Here is a 16917-nt window from a genome sequence, read left to right on the forward strand (position 1 = left end):
GGCCGGACGGTGCGTCAGGCGGTGGCCGCCTTCGCCACCGTCGCCGCTCCCGGCTCCGCGCCGTCCTCGGCCGGCCGGGCGCCCGTCACCTCCGCCAGGTCGTGCCCGCGGGTCTCCCGCCCGCACAGCACCGCCAGGACGGTGATCGCGGCGGCGATCGCCACGTACACCGAGATCGGGGTCGAGCTGCCGTAGTCCTTCAGCAGCGCGGTGGCGATCAGGGGTGCGGGGGCGCCGGCGGCCACCGAGGCGAACTGCGCGCCGATCGACGCGCCCGAGTAGCGCATCCGGGTGGCGAACAGTTCGGAGAAGAAGGCGGCCTGGGGCGCGTACATGGCGCTGTGGAAGACGAGTCCGACCGTCACCGCGAGCACCAGGGAGCCGAACGAGCCGGTGTCCACCATCCCGAAGAAGACGAACGCCCACACCCCGACGCCGACCGCGCCCACCAGGTACACCGGTTTGCGCCCGACCCGGTCGGAGAGCGCCCCGAACACCGGGATCAGCGCGAACTGGACCGCCGAGGCGATCAGGACCGCGTTCAGGGCGGTCTGCTTGGGGAAGTGCACGTGCGAGACGGCGTACGCGAGCACAAAGGTGGTCATCACGTAGTACGAGATGTTCTCCGCCATCCGTGCGCCCATCGCGACCAGCACCTCGCGCCAGTGGTGCCGCAGGACCCCGACCAGGGGCGGCTGTTCGGCCTTGCCGCGTGCGGCCGCCCGGGCCAGTGCCTCCTTGAACAGCGGCGACTCGTCCACGGCCAGCCGGATCCACAGGCCGACCCCGACCAGTACCGCCGAGAGCAGGAACGGCACCCGCCAGCCCCAGGCCAGGAACGTCGCCTCCGACTGGATGCCCGTCAGCAGCGAGAGCACACCGGCCGCCAGCAGGTTCCCGGCCGGGGCACCGCCCTGCGGCCAGGACGCCCAGAAGCCGCGCCGCCGGGCGTCGCCGTGCTCCGACACCAGCAGCACCGCGCCGCCCCACTCGCCGCCGAGGGCGAAGCCCTGCACCAGCCGCAGCAGCGTCAGCAGCACCGGCGCCGTCACCCCGACCGACGAGTAGGTCGGCAGGCACCCGATCAGCGTGGTCGAGCCGCCCATCAGCAGCAGGCTGACCACCAGCAGCCGCTTGCGGCCGACCCGGTCCCCGAAGTGTCCGAAGACCAGCGCCCCGAGCGGGCGCGCCGCGAACCCGATCGCGTAGGTGAGGAACGACAGCAGCGTGCCGGTCAGCGGGTCGCTGTTCGGGAAGAACACCTTCCCGAACACCAGGGCCGCGGCGGTTCCGTAGAGGAAGTAGTCGTACCACTCGATGGTGGTACCGATCAGGCTCGCCGCCACGACTCTGGGCAGTGAGCGGCTCCGTGCTCGATCCGAGACGGCGGTTGTCATGGGGTCACCACTTCCGGGCCGGGGACAGGACAGGACGGGGGAGGGACAGCGGGGGAGGAGCGGGGACGTCGCCACAAGGTAGGGAGCCGCGGTGTCCCGGACTATGTGACCGGCCGACATACCCGGCTCTGCCGACATGGTCGGAGGAACCATCACCTCTTCCGCTCAGTGCGCCGTCCAGGCGCCGTCGAGCGGGAGCGAGGCGCCGGTGAGGCAGGCGGCGTGCGGGAGGCACAGGTAGAGCGCGAGCCGGGCGACCTCGACGGGCTCGATGAGGCGCTTGACGGCGGTGCGTTCGAGCAGCACGCGCTCGACGACCTCCTCCTCGGGCACGCCGTGCGCCACCGCCTGGGCGGCGATCTGGTGCTCCACCAGGGGGGTGCGGACGTAACCGGGGTTGATGCAGTTGCTGGTGACGCCGTGCGGCGCGCCCTCCAGGGCGACGGTCTTGCTGAGGCCCTCCAGGGCGTGCTTGGCGGTCACGTAGGCGGATTTGAAGGGGCTCGCCCGCAGCCCGTGGACGGAGGAGATGTTGACGACCCGGCCCCACCGCCGCGCGTACATGTGGGGGAGGGTGCGGCGCAGGATGCGGAACGGGGCCTCGACCATCACCCGCTGGATCTGGACGAAGCGTTCGGGCGGGAACTCGTGCACGGGGGCGACGTGCTGGAGGCCGGCGTTGTTGACCACGATGTCGGCGTCGGCCGGCAGGGCCTCCACGGCCTCCGGATCGGCGAGGTCGGTGACGTGCGCGACGCCGCCGATCCGCTCGGCCAGCCGGCGGGCGGGGTCGGCGGCGAGGTCGACCACGTGGACCCGGGCGCCGGCCCCGGCGAGGACCTCGGCACAGGCCCGGCCGATGCCGGAGGCGGCCCCGGTGACCAGGGCGGTGCGGCCGTCGAGCGGGCGGGCTGAAGTGGTGTCCATGGCCGAGAACGGTAGGAACCCGACGGCCGGGCTCCCATGTGGTGGTCCTCCACAGCACCAGGGAGAACAGTGGCGTTCTCCGCCATGACGGTCGACGGCCGGAAGACGCCCCGAAAGCCAAACCCGCTCTGAGGGGTCTTCCCCACAATGGGCGCGGATGCTTCACCCGTTCGGAGGATTGCTCGGTCAGAACCACCCATAGCGCCCGAATGCTCGCTACATTCACGCCGATTCCCGACAGGGGGCGTCGCCACAGGCAGCCGAACCGCTGGTGGAGCCGGTGCGGCGTCCGAGAGGTGTTGACTGACTATGCCCCAAAGGCCTGCAACCGACAGCCCGGCGTACGGACCGCTCGACCCGCTCGACCAGCACCGGGGTCCGGTCGGCCGGGCCCTTCCGGACGCCCCCGACGCCCCGGCCGCCGACGAACTGCGGTTGCCCGAGCAGGCCACGCCCGACCGGCACGCCCTCGACCGGCCCGGTCCGGACCGGCACACGCCCGCAGCGGAGCGGCACGCGCCCGGCCAGTCACCGCCGGCCCGGACCGTTCCCGCCCGGCCCGAGCGCCACGTCCCCGAGCGGGCGCCCGCCGAACGGCACCAGACGGCCGGCACCCAGAACCTCCACCTGGCCGCCCTGATCGAGGAGGCCGGCTTCTCGCACGCCGGTCTGGCCCGCCGGGTCGACCAGCTCGGCCTGGAGCACGGCCTCGACCTGCGCTACGACAAGACCTCGGTGACCCGCTGGCTCCGCGGCCAGCAGCCCCGCGGCGCCACCCCGGCCCTGATCGCGGAGGTGTTCACCCGACGGCTCGGCCGCCGCCTCACCGCGCAGGACCTCGGCCTGGACGCCTGTGCCCCGGTCTACGCGGGCCTGGAGTTCGCCGAGACGCCGCAGGAAGCGGTGGACATCGTCGCGAGCATGTGGCGCAAGGACAACGGACCGCAGTCCGAGCTGCGCCGGATCGCCTTCACCCCGGCCGGCCTGGTGGTGCCGAGCCGGGACTGGCTGATCGGCCGGACCGACGAACGGGTCGCCCGTGACGGCTCCACCCTGGCCCGGCCCGACCCGGGGACGGACGCGCCGGCCGGCCCCGCGACGCGCGGCCAGGCCGCCCCGGGCGCCCAGGCCGCCCGGACCGCCGCCACCGCGGCCGGTCCCGCCGGTGGACCGGTCGCCGCGCCCGCGGGCGGCCCGACGACCGGCCCCGCCGCCGGGGCGGCCGCGTTCGGGGCCCGGGTGCCCACCCAGAGCCGCCGCCCGCCGATCGCGGTCGAGCCGCCGTTCCAGGACCCGGCCCGTGACCCGCGCCCGGCCCTGCGCGTCGGCCGGGGCGACATCGCCGCCATCCGCGCCGTCGGCGACCTGTTCCGCGCGCTGGACCACGCCTACGGCGGCGGCCACGCCCGCCAGGCGCTGGTCCGCTACCTGGAGAGCGAGGCCGAGCCGATGCTGCGCGGCCGCTACGGCGAGCAGATCGGCCGGGCCCTGTTCGGCGCGGTCGCCGACCTGACCCGGCTGGCCGGCTGGACGAGCTTCGACATCGCCGCGCACGGTCTGGCCCAGCGCTACTTCGTCCAGGCCCTGCGGCTCTCCCAGGCCGCCGGGGACCGCGCGCTCGGCGGGTACGTCCTGGTGACGATGAGCCAGCAGGCCGTGCACCTCGGCCACGGCCGGGAGGCCGTCCAACTGGCCCGGGTGGCCCAGCAGGGGGTGGGCACGGCGGTGCCGCCGACCGTGCAGGCGCTGCTGCACGCGGCCGAGGCGCGCGGGCACGGGCTGCTCGGCGACGTCCGCTCCTGCACCACGGCGCTGGTCCGGGCCGAACGGGCGCTGGCGGCGGCCCGCACCGGCGACGAACTGCCGGCCTGGGCGCGGTTCTTCGACGAGGCGCAGCTCTCGGACGAGTTCGCGCACTGCTACCGGGACCTCCAGCAGTGGCGGACGGCCGCCCAGCACGCCGAGAAGTCGCTGCGGCTGCGTTCGCCCGCCTATGCCCGGAGCCGGATCTTCTGCCGGCTCGTGCTGGCCACCGCCAGGCTCGGCATGGGGGACCTCGACGAGGCCTGCGGCATGGCGACCGACGCCCTGCGGGCGGCGGGGGAGATGCGCTCGGCCCGGTCGCTGGAGTACGTGCGCGACTTCCACCGCCGCCTCACGCCCTACCGGGGAAGCCCGGTGGCCCGGGCGTTCGAGGAGACGGCCCGTCAGGCGGGGGTGATCTGAACCGGGGGCTCCGACCGGACCGGCGGAGTCACCAGCTCTCGGCGTTCACCCGCGGCCGGTCGCCCTCCACGGCGGCCGGCGGCCGGACGTCCCCGCGCAGCCGCTGCGCGGCCAGCGGGAACAGCAGTACGGAGAACATGCCCGCACCGACCAGGGCCGCCGAGGTGGAGGACGGCAGATGGCCGGCGTCCACCTCGATCGTGGTGATCACCACGACCAGCGGCAGCGCCGTCGAGGCGTAGAGGCCGAGTGCTCCCCGGTCGCGCCGTCCCAGGCCGGCGGGGGCGAGCAGCGCCGCGGGCAGCCCGCGCACGGCCAGCAGCAGGAGCAGGAAGACCGGGACGAGCAGCAGGGTGCCCGGATCGCCGAGCAGCGCGTCCAGATCGAAGTTCATCCCGCTGACCACGAAGAACACCGGGACGAGGAAGCCGAAGCCGATGCCCTCCAGCTTGGCCTCGATCACCTCCTCGGCCTCCTCGGGGATGTCGGAGAGCAGCAGCCGGGAGACGATGCCGGCGGTGAACGCGCCGAGCAGCATGTCGAGTTCCAGCCAGATGGCGGCGGCCACCATGGTCGCGAGCACCAGGATCACGGTCCGGACGGCGAACTGGCCGGAGGTGCGCAGGGTGCGGCGGATCAGCCGGGTCATCCAGGCCGGTCGCGGCCGCCGGGCGCCGCCGACGGCGACGGCGGTGATGACCGCGAAGGCGGCCAGGATCAGGGCGGTGCGGCCCGCGCTGTTGCCGCTGAGCAGGACCGCGACGGCGATGATCGGCCCGAACTCGCCGACCGCGCCGGTGGCCATGACCAGCGCGCCGAACGGGGTGGGAAGTTCTCCGGCGTCGCGCAGGATCGGCAGGATGGTGCCGAGCGCGGTGGTGGTCAGGACGAGCCCGGTGAAGGCGCCGTCCAGGGGGTCCGGGTTGACGATCGCGCCCACGACGAGGGCGACCGCCACGGTGATCAGCCACGCGGTGCCGGCCCGGCGCAGCGGTCCGCCGCGCAGTTCGGCGAAGTCGATCTCGTAGCCGGCCAGGAACATCAGCATCGCCAGACCGAACTGCGACAGCGCGTCGATCAGGTCGTCCACGTGCACCCAGTTCAGCAGGTCGGGGCCGATCAGCACGCCGAGCAGGAGTTCGAACACGACGGTGGGGACGGCGAGCCAGCGCAGCAGCCGGTCGGCGATCAGCGGGGCGGCCACCGCGGCGGCGGGGACCAGGATCAGCGAGAGCGGCTGGACCTCGAAGTCGGCGCTCACCGGGCGCTCACCGGGCGGCCGACGGAGGTGCGGAGATCGTCCGATCAGCGGTCATATCGGCATATTGGCACGCGGACCGACGCCGTCCGGGCAGCCGGGCCGCGTGCCGCGGTCCGGGCGCACGCACCGCACGCACCGCACGCACCGCATGCACCCCCCGGCACCGCACGCCCGCGTGCACGCCGAGCGGTGCCGGGGGGTGACCCGCACAGGACACCCCCCGGCACCGTCCGTCCTCAGGCCGCCTCCGCCTCCCGTACGGCGATCGGCAGCCCGAGGTCGCGCGCCACGGCCTCGGCCGCGCGCCGCCCCGACACCAGCGCCCCCTGCACGCTGCTGGTGTCCCGGTGGTCGCCGCAGACGTAGAGCCCGGCGAGCAGCCGGACCGGTCGCCGGGTGTTGTGCGGCGGCGGCATGGCGGGCACCGCGTCCGGCAGGTGCCGAACGCTCAGGAAGTGCCAGCCACCGGTCGGTGTGCCGTACAGCTCCGCCAGCCGGGCCCGGACGGCGGGCTCCAGCGCCGCCGGGCCGCCGGCGTCGAAGGTGCGGCGGCCGAGCACGGTGGTGGCGATCAGCGCCTGTCCGGTCGGGGCGTACGAGGGGTGCAGCTCGCTGAGCACCAGCGAGTGCGACACCAGGGACGGCTGCCCGCCCGGCCGGTCGCCGTCCAGCAGCAGGGCCGCCTCCCCCAGGGGGGTGCGGTCGGCCGCGTGGTAGAAGGTCGTGACGGGGTGGAAGTCCGGCAGCCGCAGACCGGGCAGCAGGTCGGCGGCGGAGCGGGGGTCGGTCGCGACGACCACGGCCTGCGCGCCGATCCGCCCGTGGCCGGCGGTCTCCACACCGTCGGCCGCGATCGAGGTGACCCGCACTCCGGTGCGGACGGTGCCGGCGGGCAGCGCGGCGGCCAGCTGGGCCGGCACGGCCGCCATCCCGCCGGCGGGCAGACAGAGCCGGCCGCGCGCGTAGCAGCGGAGCACCAGGTCGGCGACCCGGCTGCTGGTGCCGAGCGCGGGGTCGCTGAGCAGGGCGCCGAGGAGCGGCCGCAGCAGGCCGTCGACGGTGCGCGGGGCGAGGCCCCGGTCGCCGAGGGCCCGGGCGGCGGTGGTCTCCGGCCGGGCCTTCAGCCGGGCGGGCGGGGTGTTGGCGAGGCGGTTGAGCCAGCTGCCGAGCCGCGCCTTGTCCAGCGGGCTGCCCAGCGGTGCCCGGGCGGCGGCCTGCCGGGCGGTGGTCAGCTGCGGGTCCCCGACCCGGTACCGGCGCCCGCCGTTGTGCACGAGCACGCCCGAGGTGAGCGGGCGCGGATCGAGGCGGTCGAGGTCGAGCACGCGGCGGGGCTCGGGATAGGCGGTGTTCAGCAGATGGCTGCCGTGGTCGAGCCGGAAGCCGTCGAGTTCGTGGGAGGCCGCTCGGCCCCCGATCCGCTCCGCGGCCTCCAGGACCTGAACGGCGAGGCCGTGGGCGGTGAGTACGCGAGCGGCGGCAAGGCCCGCGAGGCCGGCTCCCACCACGACGACGTCCGGGTCGGACTGTCGGCGGGTGCGGCGAGTGAAGTCGTACGTGGGCACGGGTGGCTCCCTCCCTGGTCCCGGGATTTCGGGCCGGTGCAGGCAGCAGGGTGCTGGGACACGGTCCGACCGGTGTGATGCCCAGTCAGTACGAGCGTCAGACAGGCGCACGGACCCCGAACCCGGTGGGGAAGGGGAGTGGCCGCATCCGGTGGCGGCGCGGTCACGGACTGTCATCCTCCTCGCCCGTGTTTCCGTCCGACGGGCGCGCACGGTCACCAGGGGCGCGCAGCGCGCCCGCCGTGTGCTCCCGTGCGCCCCCTTTCGGAGCCCTGCGCCGCGGTCGCCCGGAGTCCGCCGCGCATATGCCCCTGGCCAGGGCGGACGTCGTAGCGCGTCTACGCGACGGGGCCGGACGCGACCGCGCGCGCCCGGCCCCGCCCGGGTCGGACTCCCGGACTCGAGGGCCGCCCCGAGCGCCAGGGGGCCGCCCCGAACGTCAGAGGGCCCGAGCGCCAGGGAGCCGCCCCGAAGGTCAGAGGGCCGCCCGAGCGGCCGAGTCGACGTCCGGGTGCGCGAAGCGGAAGCCCGCGTCCAGCAGCCGGCGCGGCACCACCCGGTGGCTGCCGACCACCTCGACCGACAGCTCGCCCAGCACCGTGTCCAGTACGGCCTTCGGCACCGGGAACGGCGTCGGTCGGCGCAGCACCCGCCCGAGCGCCGCCGTGAGCTCGGCGTTGGTTACCGGCTCGGGAGCGGTCAGGTTCACCGCCCCGTCGATGTCCTCCCGGTCGATCAGGAAGCGCAGGGCCGCGATCTCGTCGGCGAGCGAGATGAAGCTCCAGTACTGCCGGCCGTCGCCGAGCCGGCCGCCGAGGCCCAGCCGGAAGAGCGGGAAGAGCCGCCCGCCCGCGCCGCCGGCGGCGGAGAGGACCAGCCCCGTGCGCGGGTGCACCACCCGGATCCCGGCCCGCTCGGCCGGCCGGGCGGCGGCCTCCCACTCCACGCAGACCTCCGCCAGGAAGTCGTCCCCGGCGGGCGAGGACTCGTCGATCACCTCGTCCCCGGTCTGCCCGTAGTAGCCGACGGCCGAGGCGCTCACGAGCACCTTCGGCGGTTCGGCCAGTCCGGCCAGGGCGGTCGCCAGGGTCTCGGTGCCCAGGACCCGGCTCTCCCGGATCTCCCGCTTGTAGGACTCGCTCCACCGGCGGTCGCCGACACCGGCGCCCGCCAGGTGCACGACCGCCTCGACCCCGGCCAGCCCGGCCCGGTCGATCTGGCCCAGCAGCGGGTTCCAGCCGATGGCGGTGGTGCCGTCCGGCCGGGGCCCGGTCCGCGAGCGGTGCCGGACCAGCCGCACCACCTCGTGCCCGTCCGCCAGCAGCGAGCCGACGAGTGCCGCGCCGATCAGTCCCGTGGATCCTGTGACCGCGATTCTCATGGGCCCATCCTCGCAGTCGGCCGGAGGCCTTCCGGGGAGCGGCGGTCCGGCGGGGCCGCGGGAAATGCCGCGCACGTCCCGGCCGGGGGTGATTAGCATGCGGCGCATGCACGAGAACGATCAGCTGATCATCCGTCCGGCCCGGGCCGAGGACGAGAAGGAACTCTCCGCCCTCAACCGCGCCACCTGGACCGCGCTGGCCGAGGTCGCCCCCAGGCCCGACGAGGACGCGGAGGTGTTCGACGAGCGGCACACCCCGGACCAGTTCCTGCTGGCCCTGCTCGACGGCCGAGCGGTCGGCTACGTGCGGGTCGTGCCGCCGACCCCGCTGGCCAGCAACCGGCACGTGCGCCAGATCCAGGGCCTCGCGGTCGACACCGCCGTGCGCGGCCGGGGCATCGGCGTCGCACTGGTCGAGGCCGCCTGCCGGATCGCCCGGGAGCAGGGCGCCCGCCGGATCACCCTGCGGGTGCTCGGCCACAACGTCCCGGCCCGCGCCCTCTACGAGCGCTGCGGCTTTGTGGTCGAGGGTTCGCTCAAGGAGGAGTTCCTGATCGACGGCACCTACGTCGACGACATCTGGATGGCCCGGTCCCTCGACGACCGGCCGACCGGCTGAGCCACCGCCCGACCGCCCGACCGCCCGACCGTCCGGCCGAGCAGCCCGCCGGACCGTTCCCGCACGACCCGTTCCGCTTCACTGACGCACCGTCAGATCACGTGCGCGGGTGGTGCAGAGTCGTGACAGACCCGCCCTGTCTGGAGCGTCACCCGGACGGGTAGGTTACGGCCGTGAGCAACTCGACGCCTCCCGGGTGGTACCCGGTACCGGGTGCGGACGGCACGGCCGGTCATGAGCGCTGGTGGGACGGCGCGGCCTGGACCAGTGACGTGCGCCCCGTCCAGGCGGGCGGCGGCCCGATTGCCGACGCCCCGACGCAGGTCGCCTGGCAGAACCCCTCGGGGGGTTCCGCGCCCGCGCCGCCGGCCTACGGCTACGGAGCCCCGCAGCAGGGCCAGCCCGGGTACGGCTACCCGGCGCAGAACCCGCCGGCCTACGGCTACCCGCCGGCCGCCTATCCGCCGCCCGAGCGGCCGAACCGGATCAGGACCGGGACGGCCGTCGGCATCGTGGTCGGCGTGCTGGCGGTGGTCGGTGTGGTGGCCGCCGTGGCACTCAACAGCGGCGGTGACGGCCCCATCGCCAAGCCGACCCCGCCGGTGACCACGGTCACCGTCACCGACACGCCGAGCCCGAGCGCCACCACCCCCAGCCCGACCAGGTCCTCCCCGCCGCCGCCGACCACGCCGCCGAAGCCGAGCCCGGTGCTCAAGGACACCGTGGCGGACCCGCAGCACGCCATCACCGTGCCGGTGTTCGAGGGCTGGGAGGCGAACACCAGCGGGTCCCACTCCACGGTCTTCCTCGGCAGCGGCCAGTACACCTGCCCCGGTGGCGGCAACTGCATCCGGGGCCAGTTCTCGGTGGAGAAGGACACCATCGCCGGCACCACCGCCCGGGCGGCGGCCGAGGCGGCCATGCCGACCTACGCGGCGGCGATCTTCAACAACATCACCGGGCACACCGACGCGGGCTCGTCCAGCACCACCGTCGCGGGGATCTCCGGCTACGCGGTGCGCTGGCACATCACCACCTCGGACGGCAGCAAGGGCTACATCCTGATGGTGGCCGTCCCCGCCAAGGGCGGCGGCTTCGTGGCCTTCGAGGGCGGGGTGGACGACGCGGCGGGCGCGCCCGACCCGTCCGTGCTGGACCAGATCCTCAAGGGCATCAAGCAGGACACCAGCGCGGCGGCGGGCTCCGACACCTGAGCCCCCGCCCGGGCGGGTGGGCCGGCGGCAACCGGGGTTGTTCGACCCGGGTCCGCCCGGCCCGCCCGCCCCGGCTCCGGCCGGTGCGTTCCCGCCCCTCCCCGGCCCGCCCGCTCCGCTCCGGCGGGTCAGTCCCCGTACCGCTCCCAGAGCTTGGGGAACCGTTTCGCCATGACCTCGGGGTCGTCGAAGTCGAACCCGGCCCCGAACGGCTGCGCGGGCTGGCGTCCGCCCACCTCGGGCAGCGGCAGCGCGGTCAGCTGCTCGTACGCCTCGTCGGCCGCGTAGCCGAGGTCCTCGGCCTCGCCGTCCTCCTCCTCGTCGAAGCCGGGCAGCAGGTCGGCCAGGTCGTCCGGCTCGTGCAGCCCGCCCTCGAAGACGTCCCGGCCCTGGCCGATCAGCCAGCACCGGAAGTAGTCGAAGGAGTCCTCGGAGGCCCCGCCCAGCAACAGGTAGGCCGCGCCCCACAGGTCGTGGCGGTAGGCGCGCTGGAACCGGGCCTCGAAGAGCCGGGCGAAGTCGATGACGTCGTCCGGGGTCAGCTCGACGAGCCGCTCCACCAGACGGTCCGCCTGCTCGTCCGGGTCGCCCTCGGCGTCCTCCCGGGTGTCGTCGATGATCTGCCAGAAGTCGGTCTCGTCCATCACCGCTCCAGCATCCCTGTTCGGTCGCACGCGCGCATGCGAAGAGCGGGTGAATCGCCCGGAACGGTACGAAAAACCCGGAACGGCGCGAAGATGCCCGCCGTCCGCCCCCTCCTGCCGTCCGCCCCCGCGCACCGTCACCCCGCCCACCGTCACCCCGCCCCGGACGCGCGGAACCCCGCGCCGTCCGGGGACGACGCGGGGTTCCGGTGCTGCCGGAGGGAGACCCTCGGGCGGGAGCCCTACAGGCCGAGCTCGACCTCGAACTCGCCGGCCTCGAGGATCTCCTTGACCGCCACCAGGTAGCGGGCGGCGTCGGCGCCGTCCACCAGGCGGTGGTCGTAGGAGAGCGACAGGTAGGTCATGTCACGGATGCCGATGGCGGTGCCGCCGTCGGCCTCGATGACGACCGGGCGCTTGACCGTCGCGCCGATGCCCAGGATGGCGGCCTGGTTCGGCGGCACGATGACGGTGTCGAAGAGCGCGCCGCGCGAGCCGGTGTTGCTGATGGTGAAGGTGGCGCCGGACAGCTCGTCCGGGGTGATCTTGCTGTCGCGCACCTTGCCGGCCAGCTCGGCGGTCTTCTTCGAGATGCCGGCGATGTTGAGGTCGCCCGCACCCTTGATGACCGGGGTCATCAGACCCTTCTCCGAGTCCACCGCGATACCGATGTTCTCGGTGTCGAAGTAGGTGATGGTGCCCTCGGCGTCGTTGATCCGGGCGTTGACGACCGCGTGGGCCTTCAGCGCCTGGGCGGCGGCCTTGACGAAGAACGGCATCGGGGACAGCTTCACGCCCTCGCGGGCGAGGAAGGAGTCCTTGGCCTTGGCGCGCAGCGACATGATCCGGGTGACGTCCACCTCGACCACGCTGGTGAGCTGCGCCTGCTCGTGCAGGGCCTTCATCATGTTGTCGCCGATGACCTTGCGCATGCGGGTCATCTTGACCGTCTGGCCGCGCAGGGCCGACGGGGCGGCGGCGGCCTTCGGCGCGGCGGCGGCCGCGACCGGGGCGGCGGCGACCGGGGCCGGCGCGGCCTTGGCGGCCTCGGCGGCGGCCAGGACGTCCTGCTTGCGGATGCGGCCGCCGACACCGGTGCCGGTGACAGCGGTCAGCGCGACGCCGTGCTCGGCGGCGAGCTTGCGCACCAGCGGGGTGACGTAGGCGTCACCGGCGTCGGCCACCGGAGCGGCCGGAGCGGCGACCGGGGCCGGGGCGGCAACGGGAGCCGGGGCGGCAACGGGGGCCGGAGCGGCGACCGGAGCCGGGGCGGCAACGGGGGCCGGAGCGGCGACCGGAGCCGGAGCGGCAACGGGGGCCGGGGCAGCGACCGGAGCCGGAGCGGCAACGGGGGCCGGAGCGGCGACCGGAGCCGGAGCAGCCGGAGCGGCCGGAGCAGCCGGAGCAGCCGGAGCGGCGACGGCACCCGCGGCACCGATCAGCGCGAGCTGGGCGCCGACCTCGGCGGTCTCGTCCTCGCCGACCAGGATCTTCACCAGGGTGCCGGCGACCGGCGACGGGATCTCGGTGTCGACCTTGTCGGTGGAGACCTCGAGCAGCGGCTCGTCGACCTCGACCGTGTCACCCTCGGCCTTCAGCCAGCGGGTGACGGTGCCCTCGGCGACCGACTCGCCCAGGGCCGGCAGCAGCACCGGGGTGGCGTCGGCGGCCGGGGCCGCCGGAGCGGCGGCGACCGGGGCGGCCGGAGCGGCCGGTGCCTCGGCGACCGGGGCCGGAGCGGCGACCGGGGCCTCCGCGACCGGGGCCGGGGCAGCGACGGCCGGAGCCGCGGCGGCGACCGGCGCGCCCGAGCCGTCGTCGATGATCGCGAGCTCGGCGCCGACCTCGACGGTCTCGTCCTCGGCGACCTTGATCGAGGCCAGAATGCCGGAGGCCGGGGCCGGGATCTCGGTGTCGACCTTGTCGGTCGACACCTCGAGCAGCGGCTCGTCGACCTCCACGCGCTCACCCTCGGCCTTCAGCCAACGGGTGACGGTGCCCTCGGAAACGCTCTCGCCCAGCGCGGGCAGTGTTACTGAGACCGCCATGGTTTCAGCGACTCCTATTCAAGTCTTGCGAACTGGAAGATGGGGGGTGTGGGGGGCGCGATCAGTCGTGCGCGTGCAGCGGCTTGCCGGCCAGCGCCAGGTGCGCCTCGCCCAGGGCCTCGGACTGGGTCGGGTGCGCGTGGATGAGCTGCGCGACCTCGGCCGGGAGAGCCTCCCAGTTGTAGATCAGCTGGGCCTCTCCGACCTGCTCGCCCATGCGGGCGCCGACCATGTGGACGCCGACCACGGCGCCGTCCTTGACCTGGACGAGCTTGATCTCGCCGGCGGTCTTCAGGATCTTGCTCTTGCCGTTGCCGGCCAGGTTGTACTTGACGGTGACGACCTTCTCCTTGCCGTACAGCTCGACGGCCTTGGCCTCGGAGATGCCGACGGAGGCCACCTCGGGGTTGGAGTAGGTCACGCGCGGGACGCCGTCGTAGTCGATCGGCACCGGCTTGAGGCCGGCCAGGCGCTCGGCGACGAGGATGCCCTCGGCGAAGCCGACGTGGGCCAGCTGCAGGGTCGGGGCCAGGTCGCCGACGGCCGAGACGGTCGGCACGTTGGTGCGCATGTACTCGTCGACGAGGACGTAGCCGCGGTCCATCGCGACACCGTTCTCCTCGTAGCCGAGGCCGGCCGAGACCGGGCCGCGGCCGATGGCGACGAGCAGCAGGTCGGCGTCGATCTGCTTGCCGTTCTCGGTGGAGACGCGCACACCGGTCTCGGTGTACTCGACGCCGGAGAAGCGGGCCTTGAGCTCGAACTTGATGCCACGCTTGCGGAAGGCGCGCTCCAGCAGCTTGGAGGAGTTCTCGTCCTCCAGCGGGACCAGGTGCGGCAGGGCCTCGACGATGGTGACGTCGACGCCGAACGACTTCCAGACCGAGGCGAACTCGACACCGATCACGCCGCCGCCGAGGATGACGGCCGACTTCGGGATGCGGTCGAGCTTGAGGGCGTGGTCCGAGGAGATGACGCGGTTGCCGTCGATCTCCAGACCCGGGATCGAGCGCGGCACGGAACCGGTCGCGAGGAGGATGTGGCGGCCCTCGATGCGCTGGCCGTTGACGTCCACCGAGGTCTGCGAGGAGAGCTTGCCCTCACCCTGGACGAACGTCACCTTGCGGGACGCCACCAGGCCCTGGAGGCCCTTGTACAGGCCGGCGACGACGTCGTCCTTGTACTTGTGGACGCCGTTGATGTCGATGCCCTGGAAGGTGGCCAGCACGCCGAACTCGGCGGCCTCCTTCGTCTCGTCGGCGATCTCGGCCGCGTGCAGCAGCGCCTTGGTCGGGATGCAGCCGCGGTGCAGGCAGGTGCCGCCGAGCTCACCCTTCTCGACCAGGGCGACGCTCAGGCCCAGCTGGGCGCCGCGGAGCGCCGCGGCGTAACCGCCGCTTCCGCCTCCGAGAATGACTACGTCGAAAACGGTGCTGGCGTCGTTCGCCACGTCACGTCCTCCATGCAATGGGATGTGGATCGCCGGGCCGGTCGCGGTCCGGTGGGTCGGTAGCCCTTGTGGGGCGCCCAGTCGTGCCGGAAATACATCTTCGCACTTGTTCGCGGCGACTGATGTCCGGGTCCGCCCCGGAGGCGTCCCGAGTGGTGGTCGCAGGGGTGGGAATACCCCGGACGGAGGGGCATCGTCGCAGCTCAGGGCGGGGTTGACAGGGGCCGGGAGGGGGTTTTCCGGGACCCCTGCGGCCGGCGGTTCCGCACTGTGGAACAAAGTTTCGCCCGCAGCGAACACGGGTGCGGCGCGCGCCCGCGTCCCCTACCGGCAGGTAACCGGCGGTGGAAGCCGGACGGGGCCCGGCGCGTGCGCGCCGGACCCCGTCCTCGGTCGTACCCGTCCGTCAGGCCTTGCCGCCGGCGGCCTTCTGCTCGGCGAAGCGGACCAGGGTGCGGACCGCCGACGCGGTGCCGCCCCGCGGGGTGTAGCCGAACGGCGCGGCCTCGTGGAACGCCGGACCGGCGATGTCCAGGTGCGCCCAGTCGATGCCCTCGGCCACGAACTCCTTCAGGAACAGGCCGGCCACCAGGCCGCCGCCCATCCGGTCGCCCATGTTGGCCAGGTCGGCGATGGTCGACTCGGTCATGCCCTTGCGCAGCTCGGCCGGCAGCGGCATCGGCCAGGACGGCTCGCCGACCTCGCCGGCGACCGCGTGCAGGTCCGCGCGCAGCTCGTCGTTGTTGGCCATCACACCGAAGGTGCGGTTGCCCAGGGCCAGGATCATCGCCCCGGTCAGGGTCGCCACGTCGACGATGACGTCCGGGTTCTCCTCGCCGGCCCGCACGATGGCGTCGGCCAGCACCAGACGGCCCTCGGCGTCGGTGTTCAGCACCTCGACGGTCTTGCCGCCGTACATCCGCAGCACGTCGCCCGGGCGGGTGGCCGTGCCGGACGGCATGTTCTCGGCCAGCGCCAGCCACGCGGTGACGTTGACCTGGAGGCCGAGGCGCTTGGCGGCGACCACGGCGGCGAACACCGCGGCGGCGCCGGCCATGTCGCACTTCATGGTCTCGTTGTGGCCGGCCGGCTTCAGCGAGATGCCGCCCGAGTCGTAGGTGATGCCCTTGCCGACGAACGCCAGGGTGGCCTTCGCCTTCGGGTGGGTGTAGGCCACCTTGACCAGCCGCGGCGGGTTGGCCGAGCCGTTGCCGACGCCCAGCAGGCCGCCGAAGCCGCCCTTGAGCAGGGCCTTCTCGTCCAGCACCTCGACCTTGAGGCCGTGCTCCTTGCCGGCCGCCTGGGCGATCGCCGCGAAGGACTTCGGGGTCAGGTCGTTCGGCGCGGTGTTGACCAGGTCGCGGGCGCGGTTCATCTCCTCGCCGACGGCCAGGGCGCGCTCGACGGCCGCCTTGGCCTCCTTGCTGCCCTTGCGGGCCGAGAGCACCAGCAGCTCGCCGACCGGCTCCTTGCCGCCGTTGCCGTTCTGCTTGTAGGTGCCGAACGCGTAGGTGCCGAGCAGCGCGCCCAGCGCGACCGCCTCGACCTCCTCGGCGGACTCGGCCGGCAGCGCCAGCGCGACCTTCTTGCTGCCGGCCAGGGTGCGGGCGGCGACACCGGCGGCGCGGCGCAGGGCCTCCAGCCCGTACGCGCCCTCGACGGCGTCGCCGAGGCCGACCGCGAGCACGAGCGAGGCCTTCAGGCCGGCCGGGGCGGGCACCTTGACGGCGTCGCCCTCGGCGCCGGTCGCGCCCAGGGTGGCCAGAACCTCGGCCAGCTTGCCCTCGAACGCCTCGGCCACGGCCTCGGCGCCCGGGGCCAGCACGATGCCCTTGGAGCCCTTCGCCACGCCGATCACCAGGGCGTCCGCGCGCAGCGAGGCGGCGGCGGAGGTGCTCACAGACAATGCAGTCACGTAATGCGTCCTGTTCTTTCGCGGTCCACGACCGGTCGCGGCGCGAATGCCGCACCGGCGCAGCCCGGAACCGCCGGCGAGGCCGACCGGCCGACGGTGTCGGACCCGGGACCCCTGGCTGCGCGCGCCCACCGCCGCGGCGGTCGCGCACACCAGAGGCCCCGGCGCCGCGACGGGCGCCGGACGGGCAGGACCTGCGACGGTGCAGGGCTGCGGTGCTCCCCGCATGGTAGTCCGCATGGTGGGATCACGCGCCGCCCGGTCCGTCGC

The 16917-nt window shown here is 74.1% G+C and carries 12 protein-coding genes; 3 read left to right on the forward strand and 9 right to left on the reverse strand.

The genetic code is table 11. The annotated features are described in order from the left end of the window. Nucleotides 1-14: 14 nt before the first annotated feature. On the reverse strand, nt 15-1397 hold the full coding sequence (locus BLU95_RS27285) for an MFS transporter (protein WP_093862301.1): 1383 nt from the start codon (nt 1395-1397) through the stop codon (nt 15-17). A 165-nt stretch (nt 1398-1562) separates the two neighbouring features. Beyond that, a complete protein-coding gene (locus BLU95_RS27290; protein WP_093862302.1) occupies nt 1563-2324 on the reverse strand; it encodes a 3-hydroxybutyrate dehydrogenase in 762 nt (253 codons plus the stop codon). A 309-nt stretch (nt 2325-2633) separates the two neighbouring features. Here BLU95_RS27290 and BLU95_RS27295 point away from each other — a divergent pair, with 309 nt between their 5' ends. Next, nucleotides 2634-4550, forward strand: coding sequence for an NsdA family TPR-like regulatory protein (locus tag BLU95_RS27295; RefSeq protein WP_231977808.1), 1917 nt, complete (start codon nt 2634-2636; stop codon nt 4548-4550). A gap of 28 nt (nt 4551-4578) precedes the next feature. On the opposite strand, the gene BLU95_RS27300 is transcribed toward BLU95_RS27295, so the two are convergent. The 3 genes from BLU95_RS27300 to BLU95_RS27310 all read right to left on the reverse strand — a co-directional run bounded on the left by BLU95_RS27300 (nt 4579) and on the right by BLU95_RS27310 (nt 8757). Continuing rightward, nucleotides 4579-5811, reverse strand: coding sequence for a cation:proton antiporter (locus tag BLU95_RS27300; protein WP_093862303.1), 1233 nt, complete (start codon nt 5809-5811; stop codon nt 4579-4581). A gap of 236 nt (nt 5812-6047) precedes the next feature. Then, the gene (locus tag BLU95_RS27305; RefSeq protein ID WP_231977809.1) at nt 6048-7376 is read right to left on the reverse strand and encodes an NAD(P)/FAD-dependent oxidoreductase; all 1329 of its coding nucleotides are present in this window, start codon (nt 7374-7376) and stop codon (nt 6048-6050) included. A 475-nt stretch (nt 7377-7851) separates the two neighbouring features. Next, nucleotides 7852-8757: a TIGR01777 family oxidoreductase gene (locus tag BLU95_RS27310; protein ID WP_093862305.1), complete on the reverse strand. Its 906-nt coding sequence runs from the start codon at nt 8755-8757 to the stop codon at nt 7852-7854. A gap of 97 nt (nt 8758-8854) precedes the next feature. On the opposite strand from BLU95_RS27310, the gene BLU95_RS27315 reads away from it, so the two are divergent. Next, nucleotides 8855-9376: a GNAT family N-acetyltransferase gene (locus BLU95_RS27315; RefSeq protein WP_400741913.1), complete on the forward strand. Its 522-nt coding sequence runs from the start codon at nt 8855-8857 to the stop codon at nt 9374-9376. 173 nt (nt 9377-9549) lie between these two features. After that, nucleotides 9550-10590, forward strand: coding sequence for a DUF2510 domain-containing protein (locus tag BLU95_RS27320; protein ID WP_093862306.1), 1041 nt, complete (start codon nt 9550-9552; stop codon nt 10588-10590). A gap of 128 nt (nt 10591-10718) precedes the next feature. On the opposite strand, the gene BLU95_RS27325 is transcribed toward BLU95_RS27320, so the two are convergent. The 4 genes from BLU95_RS27325 to BLU95_RS27340 form a co-directional block, all read right to left on the reverse strand. Continuing rightward, nucleotides 10719-11234, reverse strand: a complete 516-nt coding sequence (locus tag BLU95_RS27325; protein WP_045944233.1) for a DUF4240 domain-containing protein — start codon at nt 11232-11234, stop codon at nt 10719-10721. Nucleotides 11235-11476: 242 nt separating this feature from the next. Beyond that, on the reverse strand, nt 11477-13282 hold the full coding sequence (gene sucB / locus BLU95_RS27330; RefSeq protein ID WP_093862307.1) for a 2-oxoglutarate dehydrogenase, E2 component, dihydrolipoamide succinyltransferase: 1806 nt from the start codon (nt 13280-13282) through the stop codon (nt 11477-11479). 61 nt (nt 13283-13343) lie between these two features. After that, nucleotides 13344-14750, reverse strand: a complete 1407-nt coding sequence (gene lpdA, locus BLU95_RS27335) for a dihydrolipoyl dehydrogenase (protein WP_093862308.1) — start codon at nt 14748-14750, stop codon at nt 13344-13346. A 388-nt stretch (nt 14751-15138) separates the two neighbouring features. Next, nucleotides 15139-16647, reverse strand: a complete 1509-nt coding sequence (locus BLU95_RS27340; protein ID WP_093862309.1) for a leucyl aminopeptidase — start codon at nt 16645-16647, stop codon at nt 15139-15141. Nucleotides 16648-16917 lie beyond the last annotated feature (270 nt).

The organism is Streptomyces sp. TLI_053, assembly GCF_900105395.1.
GTDB lineage: Bacteria > Actinomycetota > Actinomycetes > Streptomycetales > Streptomycetaceae > Kitasatospora.